The 15,878-nt window shown below is 65.8% G+C and carries 16 protein-coding genes; 7 read left to right on the forward strand and 9 right to left on the reverse strand.

Going from position 1 to position 15,878, the window contains the following annotated elements; genetic code table 11:
• Positions 1 to 402: 402 nt before the first annotated feature.
• Entirely contained in the window at positions 403 to 1,299 is an 897-nt protein-coding gene (locus BLS74_RS16500) for an AraC family transcriptional regulator (RefSeq protein ID WP_093108123.1), read from the reverse strand.
• A gap of 268 nt (positions 1,300 to 1,567) precedes the next feature.
• On the opposite strand from BLS74_RS16500, the gene BLS74_RS16505 reads away from it, so the two are divergent.
• Both BLS74_RS16505 and BLS74_RS16510 read left to right on the forward strand, forming a co-directional pair.
• Positions 1,568 to 1,948, forward strand: a complete 381-nt coding sequence (locus BLS74_RS16505; protein ID WP_244503893.1) for an ester cyclase — start codon at positions 1,568 to 1,570, stop codon at positions 1,946 to 1,948.
• Positions 1,949 to 1,959: 11 nt separating this feature from the next.
• Positions 1,960 to 2,952: an NADPH:quinone reductase gene (locus BLS74_RS16510; protein ID WP_093108125.1), complete on the forward strand. Its 993-nt coding sequence runs from the start codon at positions 1,960 to 1,962 to the stop codon at positions 2,950 to 2,952.
• A 115-nt stretch (positions 2,953 to 3,067) separates the two neighbouring features.
• Here BLS74_RS16510 and BLS74_RS16515 read toward each other — a convergent pair whose 3' ends face one another.
• Positions 3,068 to 3,664 carry a hypothetical protein gene (locus BLS74_RS16515; RefSeq protein WP_212733675.1) on the reverse strand — a complete coding sequence of 199 codons (597 nt, stop codon included), beginning with the start codon at positions 3,662 to 3,664 and terminating at the stop codon, positions 3,068 to 3,070.
• 2 nt (positions 3,665 to 3,666) lie between these two features.
• Between BLS74_RS16515 and BLS74_RS35660 the strand changes: the two genes are divergently transcribed.
• Positions 3,667 to 3,819, forward strand: coding sequence for a sigma 54-interacting transcriptional regulator (locus BLS74_RS35660; RefSeq protein ID WP_139191700.1), 153 nt, complete (start codon positions 3,667 to 3,669; stop codon positions 3,817 to 3,819).
• Positions 3,747 to 4,259 (forward strand): AAA-type ATPase lid domain-containing protein, encoded by a 513-nt coding sequence (locus tag BLS74_RS16520; RefSeq protein WP_093108127.1) that lies wholly within the window; start codon positions 3,747 to 3,749, stop codon positions 4,257 to 4,259. The genes BLS74_RS35660 and BLS74_RS16520 overlap by 73 nt, the downstream gene beginning before the upstream one ends.
• A gap of 44 nt (positions 4,260 to 4,303) precedes the next feature.
• Here the strand turns inward: BLS74_RS16520 and BLS74_RS16525 are convergent, their stop codons facing one another.
• Positions 4,304 to 5,335: an isocitrate/isopropylmalate dehydrogenase family protein gene (locus BLS74_RS16525; protein WP_093108128.1), complete on the reverse strand. Its 1,032-nt coding sequence runs from the start codon at positions 5,333 to 5,335 to the stop codon at positions 4,304 to 4,306.
• A 109-nt stretch (positions 5,336 to 5,444) separates the two neighbouring features.
• On the opposite strand from BLS74_RS16525, the gene BLS74_RS16530 reads away from it, so the two are divergent.
• Positions 5,445 to 6,560, forward strand: coding sequence for a 3-deoxy-7-phosphoheptulonate synthase (locus BLS74_RS16530; protein WP_093108281.1), 1,116 nt, complete (start codon positions 5,445 to 5,447; stop codon positions 6,558 to 6,560).
• A gap of 6 nt (positions 6,561 to 6,566) precedes the next feature.
• Here the strand turns inward: BLS74_RS16530 and BLS74_RS16535 are convergent, their stop codons facing one another.
• A complete protein-coding gene (locus BLS74_RS16535; RefSeq protein ID WP_093108130.1) occupies positions 6,567 to 8,093 on the reverse strand; it encodes a CoA-acylating methylmalonate-semialdehyde dehydrogenase in 1,527 nt (508 codons plus the stop codon).
• A 106-nt stretch (positions 8,094 to 8,199) separates the two neighbouring features.
• On the opposite strand from BLS74_RS16535, the gene BLS74_RS16540 reads away from it, so the two are divergent.
• A complete protein-coding gene (locus tag BLS74_RS16540) occupies positions 8,200 to 9,129 on the forward strand; it encodes a LysR family transcriptional regulator (protein WP_093108132.1) in 930 nt (309 codons plus the stop codon).
• Positions 9,130 to 9,144: 15 nt separating this feature from the next.
• Here the strand turns inward: BLS74_RS16540 and BLS74_RS16545 are convergent, their stop codons facing one another.
• Both BLS74_RS16545 and BLS74_RS16550 read right to left on the reverse strand, forming a co-directional pair.
• A complete protein-coding gene (locus BLS74_RS16545) occupies positions 9,145 to 9,744 on the reverse strand; it encodes an isochorismatase family protein (RefSeq protein WP_093108134.1) in 600 nt (199 codons plus the stop codon).
• A 72-nt stretch (positions 9,745 to 9,816) separates the two neighbouring features.
• Positions 9,817 to 10,878: a PQQ-dependent sugar dehydrogenase gene (locus BLS74_RS16550; RefSeq protein WP_244503900.1), complete on the reverse strand. Its 1,062-nt coding sequence runs from the start codon at positions 10,876 to 10,878 to the stop codon at positions 9,817 to 9,819.
• A 297-nt stretch (positions 10,879 to 11,175) separates the two neighbouring features.
• Between BLS74_RS16550 and BLS74_RS16555 the strand changes: the two genes are divergently transcribed.
• Complete coding sequence (locus tag BLS74_RS16555; protein WP_093108136.1) at positions 11,176 to 11,730, forward strand: C40 family peptidase; 555 nt, start codon at positions 11,176 to 11,178, stop codon at positions 11,728 to 11,730.
• 60 nt (positions 11,731 to 11,790) lie between these two features.
• Here the strand turns inward: BLS74_RS16555 and lpdA are convergent, their stop codons facing one another.
• The 3 genes from lpdA to aceF are packed head-to-tail and all read right to left on the reverse strand — an operon-like array spanning position 11,791 to position 15,850.
• Entirely contained in the window at positions 11,791 to 13,608 is a 1,818-nt protein-coding gene (gene lpdA / locus BLS74_RS16560) for a dihydrolipoyl dehydrogenase (RefSeq protein ID WP_093108138.1), read from the reverse strand.
• On the reverse strand, positions 13,605 to 14,195 hold the full coding sequence (locus BLS74_RS16565; protein WP_093108140.1) for an MFS transporter: 591 nt from the start codon (positions 14,193 to 14,195) through the stop codon (positions 13,605 to 13,607). Before BLS74_RS16565 ends, lpdA begins: the two co-directional genes overlap by 4 nt.
• Entirely contained in the window at positions 14,192 to 15,850 is a 1,659-nt protein-coding gene (gene aceF / locus BLS74_RS16570; RefSeq protein ID WP_093108142.1) for a dihydrolipoyllysine-residue acetyltransferase, read from the reverse strand. Before aceF ends, BLS74_RS16565 begins: the two co-directional genes overlap by 4 nt.
• Positions 15,851 to 15,878 lie beyond the last annotated feature (28 nt).

The following is a 15,878-nucleotide window of genomic DNA, read 5'->3' on the forward strand; positions in this document are numbered from 1 at the left end:
AGTCGGACCACCTGGTGCGAGCAAATAGAGTGTAAGAACGCGAAATAGAAAAACTCAGCCCTGATGCCCGATTGAGACGACAAATTGAGTGCCAAACGTGGATCGGCAGATCCCTCAGCGCCCGAGCCCGAATGGCTCACTAGCTTCCCTCCCCCGCGCAGAGAAACTGCACAATCGGCCGACCGCTTCAGGGCATCCTTTGCGTCCGCTCAAGGGCGGCTATGGGCCCACAGCGGCTGCTCAATCCTGTGAAGACCAGACGTTCGCCATTGAACAGCCGAGAACGCGCACCCCTTGGTTCGTAGCGCGTCCCCATGGGCACAATTCGGAAGTCGAGGACCGGCTCACCGACTCTACCCATGGCATGGGCGAGCGCGATGAGGGCGAGATCACTGAATGCGGCTAAGAAACCACATCGAACTGACGGCGGAAGTCGCCTGGCGTGCATCCTTCGATGCTGCGAAAGAACTTGGTAAAGTTGGTTGCCTCGTCGAAGCCAAGCCGCTGCGCGATGGCGGAAATTGGCATCTCCGTGTGCACGAGCAGGCGCTTGGCTTCCAGCGCAAGGCGCGAAGCGATAAAGGCCTTCGCACCGACACCAGCCACCGCACTGCAGATGCGAGTGAGAGTCTTCTCGGAACATCCCATTGCATGTGCGTAGCGCGAAACGTGATGCCACTGATGCACCTTCGCGTCCAGAAGCCGTTTGAAAAGACGAAAGCGCTCCGGCACGTCGGACGATGTGCCGACGGACCGCTGTTGCTCAGCATGAAAGATGTGCAGCCGCGTCACGAGCGTTGCCAGTTCACTCTGGAGCAGCCAGTTCAGCAGCGGTTGTCGGGCGTCGAGCGCGCACTCGTACTCCATACGCGCGAGCGTGTCGGCAACGAACCGACGCGTCGACCTGTCGAGGCACAGATGAGCAGGAAGCGCATCGACCAGTTCAGGCATCTGAAGGCGCTCCTCGCCTTGCGAAGTCTGCAGCAGCTCGGGTCGGAACAGCAGGAGATTTGCGTCCCAACGGCTTCCCGGGCCGAAGCGGTGTACCTGTCCGGGCCGGATGGTCAGCAGCGATCCAGCGCCACACTCGATGTGGCTGAAGTCCACCACGGCGCGGCATTTTCCGCGTCTGACACACACGAACATGTGGAAGTCGTAGCGGTGGTGACGCTGTAGGTGGGCACGGTCCACCCTTCGTCTCAGGTCCGACATCGAGAAGACCTCGAGATCCAGCGCCGTGTCGGCAGAGGGCCGATATTGGACCTGCTCGATATCGATGGATCTCGTTCTGTGTGGCATCGATCAATTGTCCGATATTCACCATTGGGCAACCGACTTTGATCGTGTGGAACACGCCGGAAGATCGAACAATCCGGGGATACGAGTACCGGGCGGCCACCATGCCCGGGCCCCCATCCCGATATACAGTCCAAGGCGACCGATGCAACCCACCCGACGCGTGCTCTTCTTGTCATCGGCCACCGCTGCAGCCTTTCTCATCGGCTGCGCTGCGCCTGGCAGGGAAACGTCCCCGGCAAGTGCAAACCGACAGTTCATAGCTCGCTTCGTGGAGTTCATCAACACCGCGGATCCACGGCTCGCCACAGAATTGGTTTCTCCGGACGCCGTGTTCCACGTTCCTGGGCGTGCCGAACCCGTGCACGGGCCACAAGGCTACCTCGAGATCATCGAGATGATGCGCGGCGGTTTCCCCGACATTCGGTGGACTCTTGAGGAAACTGTCGTCGAAGGTGATGTCATCGCCGCGCGATTCACGATGCGCGGGACGCACCGCGGAGCCTTCTTCGGCGTGCCTCCTACAGGCAAGACAATTGCCGTGCAGGCGCTGAACTTCTATCGACTCTCGGCCGGGAAGATCGTCTCCGAGGTGGGGCAACCGGACCTCCTCGGACTGATGCAGCAAATCGGCGGGCTGCCGCGCTCCTGAGGCCGCACTTTATGCAAGCGACCTGGTACGAAAAGCAGGGACCGGCGCACGATGTACTTGTTGTCGGCACGATGGCCGATCCGCAGCCCGGCCCAGGCGAAGTACGAATTCGCGTTCATGCCTCCGGCATCAACCCGGGAGACGTGAAAAAGCGCCAGGACGCTTTCGGGGTCAGAATGCCGTTTCCCCGCGTCATTCCACACAGCGATGGCGCCGGAGTCGTCGATCGGGTTGGCCCGGGGGTGCCGGCGTCTCGGATGGGGCAATCGGTGTGGTGCTACGGGGCGCAGAGCTACCGGCCGTTTGGTACAGCGGCAGAGTTCACCGTGGTTCCGGAAGCCCAGGCCGTGCCGTTGCCCCAGGGCGTGTCGTTCGAACAAGGGGCGTGCATCGGCATACCCGGGATCACGGCGCACCGTGCGGTTCACGCCGGCGGCCCGGTCGCCGATCGCACGGTACTTGTACAGGGCGGTGCAGGTGCGGTCGGCTTGTGTGCGGTGGGATTGGCGAGGCTGGCCAGGGCTCGCGTCATTGCCACCGTCCGGTCACAAGCCGACGTGGCTGCGGCGACAGGTGCGGGCGCCCACGAGGTTCTATGCGCCGACGGTCTGTCCGAGCAGGACATCGTCTCGGCTTTGCGCAAGGTCGCCCCACAGGGCATCGACCACATCGTCGAGGTTGCATTCGACGCCAACGTCAGCATCGATGTCGAGGTGCTGTCTTTGGGCGGTTCGATCGGAACCTATGCCGCCAGCCGATCGACACCGAGCATTCCTTTCTGGCCGCTCGTGTTCCAGAACACCCGCGTTTACTTTCTCGGCAGCGACGATTTCCCGAGCGAGGCGAAGGCGGCTGCCGCGCGCGACATCAACGCATTTCTTAGTTCGGGATGGCCAGGCTTCAGCGTCGACCGCACGTTCACACTCGCGCAGATCGCCGACGCTCATGTGCAAGTCGAAGCAAGAGGGAGGCGTGGTCGGGTGGTTGTGCTTGTGCCGCGGTAGTTCATCTGATGCGTTGCCCGCCACGCGGGCTACTGCACGACTCGGAGGGCATGCCATGGTCCGAGCGACTGCTTCCCGCGTGACGGACATCGGTCAGCTCATGGCCGCCTGCCGTCTATCGCGGCGGAGACCAGCGGACGGTGAGTATGCATGCCGGCTGGACTCCAAAGGCGCGGTGGAAGAGGCCTGGACCCCATATGACAAAGTCACCATGGCGGCGCAAGGTGTGCGCCATGACATCCTGTGGCGCGAAGTCGGCGGTTACCGAGAACTCAATCCTGAACTCGCTGGTCGGGCTCACCAAGACTGACATCGTCCTTCCGTCGCTCAGCGGCTTGAATTCGCCGTTCGGATTGCCTGCCGGATGATAGAACCACTTGACGCACAGCCCAGCAGCAGGTTCGTCGGCCGGTACGTGGCGGAGGTTGCCTGGCGCCCCCTTGGTCCAGTCGCTGAATCCGACAAACCAGCCGGTCTCATGGGTGTCCATATCGCCGGCGTTGCCGAACTCGACGTTCTGCGCGAGAAGCTGCTTCGATTGCATGCCAAATTCTGCATTCGAGTTGGACGTCTGGTTGTGGGCCGTTACCGGCTGTGGCGGCATTCTGCCCTGCGCGCGCCTTGGAATCGGAGGCCCCGCGCCCTGGCCGACACTGACCACCATGTGCGACTTGCGCTGGTCGACGCTCTGGATGAGCTTGCCGATCTCCATGCGTGCGCATCGTCGCCGCGTCCAACACCGACCTGCGCGAGCAGGTGCGGCGCGGCGAATTCCGCGCCGATCTTCAGGCTCGATGTTCTCCGCGTCGAACTGCCGCCGCTGCGCGCGCCCCGGCGACCTCGATCTGCTGGTGCCCTATCTGCTGAAGAAGGCGGCGCGGACCACCGGTGATCCGCCGAAGACGGTGAGCCGCGCGGGCTTCGAACTGCTGCGCGCGTTCACGTGGCCGGGCAATGTGCGCGAACTCGAGCACACCTTGCTCAGGGCGCACCTGACAAGCACGGGCCTCTGCATCGAGGCCGATGCGCTGCTGGCGAGCGCGCCCGCGCTGGCCTGCGCGGGCGCCGCGCCGTCGAGTGTTGCCATCGCCGCATGCTCGTCATTGCGCGAAGCGAAGCGCTCGGCGCTGAACGTTGTCGAACGCCGCTTCGTGGAAGACGCGCTGGCGATGACCAACGGCAACATCAGCGACGCCGCGCCGCTGTGCGACATGCAGCGCGCGTCGCTGAGCAAGCTGGCGAAGAAGTACGCGATCGTCCGGCCCAATGGGGCCGAAGATTCGTCGGCAGTGCCGGGCGTGAAGTGAAGCTTTCGCGGCACCGGCCGCTGCACCCGCAGCGCGGCAACGACTCAGCCGCCGGCTATTCGGCTCACCAGCGCCTTCGTGAAAGCAGCGGTCCCGGCGCTGCCGCCCAGGTCACCCGTGCGCACCTTGTCGATGTTCAGCGTCTCGTCGATGGCCTTGCGCAAGCGCCCCGCGAGTTCCGGCAGCTTGCAGTGATCGAGCATCAATGCGGCGGCCAGCAGCAGCGCGGTCGGATTCGCGACACCCTTGCCGGCAATGTCGGGCGCTGAGCCGTGCACCGCTTCGAAGATGGCCGCGTCGGCGCCGATGTTGGCACCGGGCGCCATGCCCAGACCACCGACGAGCCCCGCCACCAGATCGGACAGGATGTCGCCGAACAGGTTGGTCGTGACCAGCATGTCGAACTGCCAGGGGTTGAGCACCAGCTTCATCGCGCAGGCGTCGATGATGACCGTGTCGAGTTCGAACTTGCCCTTGTACTTGCGCTCGTACAGCTCGAGTCCGGTCTCCAGGAAGATGCCGGTCAGCGCCTTCATGATGTTGGCCTTGTGCACGATCGTGACCTTCTTGCGGCCGGTCGCGACGGCGGTCTCGAATGCATATTCGAGCAGGCGGCGGCTGCCTTGGCGCGTGTTGATGCCGGTGGCCATCGCCACTGCATGCGGATCGCCGTCGATCGGCACGTAGTGCTCGTGACCGATGTACAGGCCCTCGAGATTTTCGCGCACGACCATCAGGTCGACGTTGTCGAAACGCCCGCCGGGAATGATGGTGCGCGCGGGGCGCAGGTTGGCGTAGAGCTGGAACTCCTCGCGCAGGCGAACGTTCGAGGACCGATAGCCGCCGCCCGATGGCGTTTCGAGCGGTCCCTTCAGCGCAAGACGCGTACGGCGGATGCTGTCCAGCGTGGCTGCAGGCAGCGGGTCGCCAGCCAGCTGCACGCCGGCGAGGCCGGCAACCTGGCGGTCCCACTCGAAAGGCGCGTGCAAAGCATCGAGGGCGGCGAGCGTCGCATCGACGATCTCGGGGCCGATGCCGTCCCCGGCGATCAAGGTTGCGGGAATGACATCGGACATGGGGTGACTCCAGGAAGTAAAGAAGCGCTCGATTCGCCAGCGCGGACCGGGCGATTATCGACGGACAATCCGGTGGTCCCCACGCATGAACCGCGCCGCGACCGAATACATGACCAGACTTGACGACCCCCTCCATGACGCCGAGATCGGCTCCCGCGACAGCACGATCGATACCACCCGCATCGACGACGTACGCATCGGCGCCGTCCGCCCGCTGATGACGCCTGCGCTGCTGCAGGAACGCGTGCCGGTGCGCGACGACACGCTCGCGCTGGTGGAAGCCAGCCGCGCGGCGATCGCCGACGTGCTGCACGGCCGCAGCGATCGGCTCGTCGTGGTCGTGGGGCCCTGCTCGATCCACGACCACGACCAGGCGCTCGAATACGGCCATCGGCTCAAAGCCGTGGCCGACGAGCTGCAGGACGACCTGCTGATCGTGATGCGCACCTACTTCGAGAAGCCACGCACCACGGTGGGCTGGAAGGGCTACATCAACGACCCGCACCTCGACGGCAGTTTCGCGATCAACGAAGGCCTCGAGCGGGCGCGGCGCCTGTTGCTGGAGCTGACGACGCTGGGCCTTCCTGCCGGCACGGAGTTCCTCGACCTGCTGAGCCCGCAGTTCATCGCCGACCTGATTGCCTGGGGCGCCATCGGCGCACGAACGACGGAAAGCCAGAGCCACCGGCAGCTGGCCTCGGGACTGAGCTGCCCGGTCGGCTTCAAGAACGGCACCGACGGCAGCATCAAGGTCGCGGCCGACGCGATCCTTGCGGCGCGGGCTCCGCATGCGTTCATGGGCATGACGAAGATGGGCATGGCCGCCATCTTCGAAACCCGCGGCAACGACGACTGCCACGTCATCCTGCGCGGCGGCAAGACGCCCAACTATGCCGCCGCGGATGTGGCCGCGACCTGCGAGGCGCTGCGCGCGCTGGGCCTGCGCGAGCAGGTCATGATCGACGTCTCCCACGGCAACAGCAGCAAGCAGTACCAGCGCCAGATCGACGTCGCGCACGACGTGGCCGGGCAGATCGCCGCCGGCGAGCGACGCATCGCCGGCGTGATGATCGAAAGCCACCTGGAGGAAGGCCGGCAGGACCTGGTTCCAGGCGTCCCGCTCAGGCACGGGGTATCGATCACCGACGCGTGCATCGGTTTTTCGCAGACGGTGCCGGTGCTGCAGGAACTTGCCGCGGCGGTTCGGGCGCGGCGGCGGCTTTGACGCCGCTTACTTCGCCGTCGGCATCACGAACTCGGCGCCCTTGGGCGTGCTCTCGGGCCAGCGCTGCATGATCGACTTCTGCTTGGTGTAGAAGCGCACGCCTTCCTCGCCATAGGCGTGCATGTCGCCGAACAGGCTCTTCTTCCAGCCGCCGAAGCCGTGCCAGGCCATCGGCACCGGGATCGGCACGTTGATGCCCACCATGCCGACCTGGACGCGGCGCGAGAACTCGCGCGCCACGTTGCCGTCGCGCGTAAAGCAGGCGACGCCGTTGCCGAACTCGTGGGCATTGATCAGGTCCACGGCCTCCTTCAGGTCGTGCACCCGCACGCAGGAAAGCACCGGGCCGAAGATCTCTTCCTTGTAGATGCGCATCTCGGGCGTGACGTGATCGAACAACGTGCCGCCCATCCAGAAGCCGTTGGCGCAACCCTCGCCTGCCTGCGCGGCATCGAAGCGGCGGCCGTCGACCACCAGCTTCGCGCCTTCCTTCTCGCCCTGCGCGATGTAGCCGGTGATGCGCTCATGCGCCGCGCGCGTGACGATCGGGCCCATCTCGGCCGCGAGGTTCTCGCCGTCGAGCACCTTGAGCGTCTTCGCGCGTTCGATCAGCTTCGGCATGATCTTGTCCGCCGCGTCGCCCACCAGCACCGCGACGCTGATCGCCATGCAGCGCTCGCCGGCCGAGCCGTAGCCCGCGCCGATCAACGCGTCCACCGTCTGGTCGATGTCGGCGTCGGGCATCACCACCATGTGGTTCTTGGCGCCGCCCAGCGCCTGCACGCGCTTGCCGTGGCGCGCGCCGGTCTCGTAGATGTAGTTCGCGATCGGCGTCGAGCCGACGAAGCTGATCGCCTTGACATCGGGATGCTCGATCAGCGCGTCGACCGCCTCCTTGTCGCCCTGAACGACGTTGAACACGCCGTCGGGCAGGCCCGCTTCCTTGAGCAGCTCGGCCATGCGCAGCGAGGCGCTGGGGTCGGTCGGGCTGGGCTTGAGCACGAAGGTGTTGCCGGCCGCAATCGCGACCGGGAACATCCACATCGGCACCATCACCGGAAAGTTGAAGGGCGTGATGCCGGCCACCACGCCGAGCGGCTGGCGCAGCGTCCAGTTGTCGATGCCGGTGGAGACCTGGTCGGTGTAGTCGCCCTTGAGCAATTGCGGGATGCCGCAGGCGAACTCGACGATGTCGATGCCGCGCGTGACTTCGCCCTGCGCGTCGGTGAAGACCTTGCCGTGCTCGGCCGTGATCAGATGAGCGAGCTCGTCGCGATGGCGGTTGAGCAGCTCGAGGAACTTGAACATCACGCGCGCGCGGCGGATCGGCGGCGTGTCGGCCCAGGCCGGAAAGGCGGCCTGCGCGGCGGCCACCGCCGCATCGACGTCGGCGCGGTTGGCCAGCGCGACATTGCCCGTCACGGCACCGGTGGCGGGATTGAAGACGTCCTGGGTACGCGACGAAGCTCCGCCGGCACGGCGGCCCGCGATGTAGTGCGCGATCGGGGTGGGAACGGAGATCTTGGTGGTCATGGCCGGGCCGGTAGTGGAGGGAATGGCGGCCAGTCTAGAAAGCCGCGCCGCTGTTGCCTAGGCGCTGGCGCTGAATTGATTGTTTGCCATAGTGAACAATAGAGCCATGGATGACAAAAAAGTTGAACTGCTCTGGACCCATCTGCACTGGCTGATCGTCCTGGAGCAGCAAGGCAGCTACACGGCGGCGGCGGCCCGCTTGGGCGTCAGCAAGGCGGCCATGAGCCAGCGCATCGCCGAGCTGGAGCGCGCCGCCGGCGTGCCGCTGGTGCGCCGCACCACGCGCAGCGTGCGCCTCACCGAGGCCGGCCAGCGCCTGGTCGACGACATGCGCGCGCCTTTCGAGCGGATCGCGCACAGCTTCGCCAGCGTACGCGACCTGGCCAGCGCGCCGCGCGGCCTGCTGCGGGTGACGGCGCCGGTGGCGTTCGCGCGCCAGCAGCTGGTGCCGCGCCTTGCAGACTTCCTGCGTGCCTACCCGGAAGTGCGCCTGGAGCTGGACATGTCGGATCGCCTGCGCTCGCTCGCGATGGAAGGCTTCGATCTCGCCGTGCGGCACACCGCCGCGCCGCCGGAGACGCACGTGGCGTGGATGCTGGCGCCCACCCGCTCGGTGCTGGTCGCGAGTCGCGCCTACCTGCGCCGCCGCGGCGTGCCGGAACTGCCGCAGGACCTGGCGAAGCACGACTGCCTGCACTACCCGCGGACGCAGGACACGCCCGCCTGGAGCTTCGTGCGCGACGCCGATGGCGAACAGGCGACGGTGCCGGTCAGCGGCCCGTTCGCCGCCAACAACAGCGAAGCGTTGCGCGATGGGGCGGCGACAGGTCTAGGCATCGCGCTGCTGCCGGACTTCAGCGCGCAATCCGGCCTGCAGGCGGGCAGGCTGGTAGAGGTGTTGCCGCAGTGGCGGCCGGTGGGCGCTTTCGGCGAGCGCTTGTATGCGATTCGCCCCTACTCCGCCCATGTGCCGCGCGCGGTGGAGGCTTTCGTCTCCTATCTGCGAGAGGCCTTCGCGGCGGGCTTCGCGGCCTGACGCGGCCGCGCTTCGCTAGCGAATCAGCGCCAGCACTTCATCGAAGCGCGGATGCTCGGCCGTTCGCAGCCACTCGAAGCCGACCATCTCCGTGGTGACGAGTTCCGCGCCGGCGCCGGCCAGGCGGTCGAAGGCCGCATCGCGATTGCGCTCCGTGCGCGAACTGCAGGCATCGGTCACCACCCAGACTTCGAACTCGTCCTCGAGCAGATCGAGGGCGGTCTGCAGCAGGCACACGTGGGCTTCGCAGCCCGCGATCACGATGGTGTTGCGCTCTTCGGCGGCCGCCGCCTTCTGCAAGTGCTTAGGTAGACTGCGTGCATTGCCCTGGGGGGCCTTGGCAGGCGCGCGCAGCCATTCGCCCAACCCCTCTTCCGCCGCGCTGAAATGCATCTTGGCCAGCGTGCGCTGGCACAGGGCGCGGATGTCGGCCAGGTTCTCGCCGAGCTTCGAGGGGTTTTCTTCGGTGCCCCAGACCGGCACCTCGAGCAGGCGGGCCATCCGGCCGAGCCGCACCGCGTTCTCGACCACGGCCTCCGCTTCGAAGATCGCCGGCATCAGGCGCGCCTGGTAGTCGACCAGGACCAGTTGGGATTGCGATGCATCGAGCAGCATGAGGCGGAGTCTTTCACGAAAAAGCGAGGGGGCTAGACCGTACCACCGAACTGAGCGGCCCGATCGGGCCGCTCAGTTCGGCCGCAAGCGCAGCAGCTTGCCGTCGGACTCGTCCGTCAGTACATAGAGCAGCCCGTCGGGCCCCTGCTTCACATCGCGGATGCGCGCCCTGCCGTCCTCCAGCAGCTTGTGCTCGGCGACGACCTTGCCGTCCTTGAGCTCGATGCGATCCAGGTAGCCGAACTTGAGCGATCCCACGAAGAGATTCCCCTTCCAGCCCGTGCCGTAGCGATCGCTGGTCAGGAAGGCCATGCCTGAGGGCGCGATCGAAGGCACCCAGTAGTGCAGCGGCTGCTCCAGCCCGTCCTTGCGCGTGATGCCGTCGCCGATCCTGCCGCCGCCGTAGTTCTCGCCATAGGTGATCACCGGCCACCCGTGGTTGCGGCCAGCCTCGGGGATGTTGATCTCGTCGCCGCCCTGCGGACCGTGCTCGTGCATCCAGAGCTTTCCGTCGAGCGCCAGCGCGGCGCCCTGGCCGTTGCGATGGCCATAGCTCCAGATCTCGGGCAGCGCACCGGCTCGACCGACGAAGGGGTTGTCCGCGGGCACGCTGCCGTCCTTGGCGATGCGCACGAGCTTGCCCAGGTGGTTGTCGAGCTTCTGCGCGTCTTCCTTGCGGCTGAAGCGATCGCCCAGCGTCAGGAACAGGCTGCCGTCCTTGGCCTCGACAATGCGGCAGCCGAAATGGTGGCGGCTGGCGACCTTGGGGCGCTGGCTGAAGATCACCTTCAGGCCTTCGAGACGGCTGCCGTCGGCCGACAGCTGCGCACGCGCCAGGGCCGTACTGTTGGCCGAGCCACCCGCCTCGGGTTCGGAGAAGCAGAAATAGAAGGTCCTGTTCCTGGCGAAGGCCGAGTCCACCAGCACATCCAGCAGCCCGCCCTGGCCGCCGGTGGCGATGGCGGGCAGCCCGGCCACGGGCGCACCCAGCTTGCCGTCGGCACCGACGACGCGAATGCGGCCGGACTTCTCGGTCACCAGGAAGCGGCCGTCGGGAAGAAAGCCCACGCCCCAGGGATTTTCGAGACCCGAAGCGACCACCTCCGGCCGCGGCGCCGCCATCGCGACACCCATTGCGGCGATCGCCAGACCCGAGAGCAACGCAATCCGAAACCGAACCATCTTGAATACTTTCGATGAATTCATGAGAGATCCTTCGAAATGAGTGAAAGCGCACCAGGCGAAAAAGTATCACCCATAACTAAAAACTTTCGCTTTACATCACGGAACAACTTATGGCTGATAACGGAGAGCTTTACATTTCAAAAAATCAGCGAATGTAAAAAACGTAGCCAGGACAATGGGTTGCGTGCAGAATCCCGAATCCGCATGAAATTGACATCGCTATTTGTCATCCATATCCTACGCGCCATGCGATTTCTCCTACCCGCCTGCCTCTTGATTGCATTTGCCGCCCATGCCGCACCGCAACAAGACCGTACCGAAGAACTGGATTCCCTGCTTGCCGACAAGGGGCTGATCAATCAGCTTCAGCAGGTTCGCCAAACCGTCGTCGATCGCACCTCCGATCTGGTCGTTACCGCCATCGGTTTTCTGGGCGTCCCCTACCGCCGCGGCGGCAACACGGTGGAAACCGGCTTCGACTGCAGCGGCTTCGTGCGCGCGATGTACAACCAGACGGTCGGCCACCTGCTCCCGCGCCGCGCCGAAGAACAGGCCGCCGCCACCCAGAAAATCGATCGCAGCGAACTCAAGCCCGGCGACCTCGTGTTCTTCAACACCATGCGCCGCGCGTTCAGCCATGTCGGCATCTACGTCGGCGAAGGCAAGTTCATTCACTCTCCCAAGCCCGGCGCGCAGGTCCGCGTCGAGGACATGAGTGGAAGCTACTGGCAGCGCCGCTTCAGCGGTGCCCGTCGCGTGCAGGCGGCGCAGGGCGAGATCAACGCCAATACGGGCGACTGAGTCGGAGAGTTCACCAAAAAAGAACCCGCCGTCGGCGGGTTCTTTTTTTGGCGGATGCCTTCAGCGTTTGACCGGCGGCAAATCCGTGCAGTGGCCATGCACGGCCTCCGCTGCCAAGCCGATGCTCTCGCCGAGCGTCGGATGCGGGTGGATCGTCTTGCCGATGTCGATCGCGTCAGCGCCCATCTCGATCGCCAGCGCGATCTCGCCGATCATGTCGCCGGCATGCGTGCCGACGATGCCGCCGCCGACGATGCGATGCGATTCGGCGTCGAACAGCAGCTTGGTGAAGCCCTCATCGCGGCCGTTGGCGATCGCGCGACCCGAAGCCGTCCACGGGAACAGGCCCTTCTCGATCTTCACGCCTTCGGCCTTGGCCTGGTCTTCGGTAAGCCCCACCCAGGCGATCTCGGGGTCGGTGTAGGCCACGCTGGGGATCACGCGGGCGTTGAAGGCCGCGCTCGCGAGTTCCTTGTCGCCCTTCTGCTCGCCGGCGATCACCTCGGCCGCCACGTGCGCCTCGTGCACCGCCTTGTGCTCCAGCATCGGCTGGCCGACGATGTCGCCGACGGCGAAGATGTGCGGCACGTTGGTGCGCATCTGGATGTCGACCGGAATGAAGCCGCGGTCGCTGACGTTCACGCCGGCCTTCTCGGCACCGATCTTCTTGCCGTTGGGGCTGCGGCCCACGGCCTGCAGCACCAGGTCGTAGAGCTGCGGCTCCTTGGGTGCCTGCTCGCCTTCGAAGCTGACGCGGATGCCGTCCTTGGTGGCTTCGGCGCCGACCGTCTTGGTCTTCAGCATGATGTTGTCGAAGCGCGGCGCGTTGAGTTTCTGCCAGACCTTGACCAGGTCGCGGTCGGCGCCCTGCATCAGGCCGTCGAGCATCTCGACCACGTCGAGCCGCGCGCCCAGCGTGGAGTAGACCGAGCCCATCTCGAGGCCGATGATGCCGCCGCCCAGGATCAGCATGCGCTTGGGATCGACGCCGAGCTCCAGCGCGCCGGTCGAATCCACCACCCGCGGGTCCTTGGGCATGAAGGGCAGATGCACGGCCTGCGAACCGGCGGCGATGACGCAGTGGCGGAACTTGACCGTCTGTGCCTTGTCGGTGGTGGCCTTGCCGTCGCCCGTGGTTTCCTGCACCTTGACGTGGTACGGATCGACGAACTCGCCGATGCCGCGCACCGTCGTCACCTTGCGCATCTTCGCCATCGCGGAGAGGCCGCCGGTGAGCTTGCCCACCACCTTGTTCTTGCGGCCGAGCAGCTTGGCGCGGTCGACCTTGGGTTCGCCGTAGCTGATGCCGAGGTCGGCGAAATGCTTGACCTCGTCGATCACCGCGGCCACGTGCAGCAAGGCCTTCGAAGGAATGCAGCCGACGTTGAGGCAGACGCCGCCCAGCGTCGCGTAGCGCTCGACCAGCACCACCTTGAGGCCGAGGTCGGCCGCGCGGAAGGCAGCGGAATAGCCGCCGGGGCCGGCGCCCAGCACCAACAGATCGCATTCGAGATCGACCGAGCCGGTGTAGCTCGACGCCACGGCGGGAGCTTGTGCGGGCGCTGGGGCCTGCTTCGGTGCCGCTGCGGCGGGTGCCGGGGCCGGCGCTGCCGGCGCGGGTGCCGGCGCAGCGGCGCCTTCGGCCACATCCAGCGTCAGCACCACCGAGCCTTCGCTCACCTTGTCGCCCACCTTCACGGCCAGCGCCTTGACGACACCGGCATGCGACGACGGGATCTCCATCGAAGCCTTGTCCGACTCCACCGTGATCAGCGACTGCTCGGCCTTCACCGTGTCGCCCACTTTCACTAGCACCTCGATCACCGCGACTTCGTCGAAATCGCCGATGTCCGGCACCTTGATTTGCTGTTCGCTCATTTGGACACCTTCAGTTTGAGTGTGAGAACGTCGATGGGGCCCGCCGAATTGCGATCGAATTCGCAGGCCGCGGCGACGCCGGCTTCCGCGATCTCGCGCGCCGAGCGCGCCTTGTCGTAGGCCGCATGCATGGCGCCGAGCGCAAAGCTGCGTCCCGAGCCGATGCTCCAGAACTGCTTGAACTCGAAGACCTCGCGGTAGCTGTAGATCCCGTAGATGCCGCTCGGGTTGGCGAGCAGCATCGTGAACTGGCTCGATTCGTAGGGATCGTGCTCGTCTTCCTTGGTCTGCAGGAAGAAGGACTCCTTCAACACCGGATGCAGCAGCGTGAAGGTGCGAAAGATCTGGTCCTTGCTGCCGAAGCGCAGCGCATCCGCCGGCTGGGCTGCCAGCGCCTGCTGCAGCACCAGGAAGTGCGCGGCCGCGCCGGCGACGGCGAAGACGCTCTCGCCCTCCGCGTCGGCGACCCGGAAGAGCTTCTGGTTCGCCTCGGCGTTGAACGACAGCCGCGTGTCCCCGAAGGTCACGAGCGCATCGGCCGCCATCACCACTTGACCGCCTTTACGGACGGCCACCACCGTGGTCATAGGAGAACGCGGCGGAAGTCGGCGAGGACCTGGCCCAGGTAAGCGTTGAACCGGGCGGCCGAAGCGCCATCGATGACGCGATGGTCGTACGACAGCGACAGCGGCAGGAGCAGGCGCGGCTGGAAGGCCTTGCCGTCCCACACCGGCTTCGTCGCGCTCTTGGACAGGCCGAGGATCGCGACTTCGGGCGCGTTGATGATGGGCGTGAAGTGCGTGCCGCCGATGCCGCCGAGCGAGCTGATCGAGAAGCAGCCGCCCTGCATGTCGGCCGAGCCGAGCTTGCCGTCGCGCGCCTTCTTGGCGAGCTCGCCCATTTCCTGGCTGATCTGCAGAACGCCCTTCTTGTCGGCATCCTTGAGCACCGGCACCACGAGCCCGTTGGGCGTGTCGGCCGCGAAGCCGATGTGGAAGTACTGCTTGTAGACGAGCTGGTCGCCGTCCAGGCTGGTGTTGAACTCGGGGTACTTCTTCAGCGCCGAAACCACTGCCTTGATCACGAAAGCCAGCATCGTCACCTTGACGCCGGACTTCTCGTTTTCCTTGTTGGTCGAAACGCGGAAAGCTTCGAGCTCGGTGATGTCGGCTTCGTCGTTGTTGGTGACGTGCGGGATCATCACCCAGTTGCGGTGCAGGTTGGCACCGCTGATCTTCTTGATGCGCGACAGGTCCTTGCGCTCGACAGTGCCGAACTTGGTGAAGTCGACCTTGGGCCAGGGCAGCAGGCCGAGCGCTTCACCGCCGCCGCCCGCGGGCGCCTTGGCCGCCGAGGCTTTGGTGCTGGCCGCGCCGCTCATCACCGCGCGAGTGAAGTTCTGGACATCTTCCTGCGTGACGCGGCCCTTGGGCCCGCTGCCCTTGACTTCCTCGAGCGGCACGCCGAGTTCGCGTGCGAACTTGCGTACCGAGGGCGATGCATGCGGCAGCTTGCCGCTGGGGGCGACCGTCGGATCGTGCGCGGGCGGCGCGGCAGCCGGGACAGCGGATACCGCCGGAGCGGCTGCCGGCGCAGGCGCCGATGCGCTCGCCGGCGCAGGCGCCGCGGCCGCCTGCGCCGGAGCGGCGGCAGCGCCGCCGCCCGAACCTTCGACCACCGCGATCAGGTCCCCGATGTTGACCGTGTCACCGACCTTGACCTTGAGTTCCTTCAGCACGCCGGCCGCGGACGACGGAATCTCCATCGAGGCCTTGTCCGACTCGACCGTGATCAGCGACTGCTCTTCCTTGATGGTGTCGCCCGGCTTCACCAGCACCTCGATCACCGCGACATCCTTGAAGTCGCCGATGTCCGGCACCTTGACCTCGACCGGGCCTGTGGCCGCGGCAGCGGCCGGAGCAGCCGCAGCCGGCGCTGGTGCAGCTGCTGCCGGCGCCGGTGCCGCGGCCGGCGGCGCGGATGCAGCAGGTGCCGCAGCTGCGCCCTCGCCTTCGAGCACCAGCACGACCGAGCCTTCCTTGACCTTGCTGCCGACCTGGACCTTGAGTTCCTTCACGACGCCGGCCTGGCTCGACGGAATTTCCATCGAGGCCTTGTCCGACTCCACCGTGATGAGCGATTGCTCGGCCTTTACCGAATCGCCCACCTTTACCAGCACTTCGATCACTGCGACTTCATCGAAATCGCCGATGTCCGGCACCTTGACTTCCACTGTTGCCATAAAGTGTCTCCCGCCCTAGAGGCGCAGT

It is taken from the genome of Variovorax sp. CF079 (genome assembly GCF_900101545.1).
Taxonomy (GTDB): domain Bacteria; phylum Pseudomonadota; class Gammaproteobacteria; order Burkholderiales; family Burkholderiaceae_C; genus Variovorax.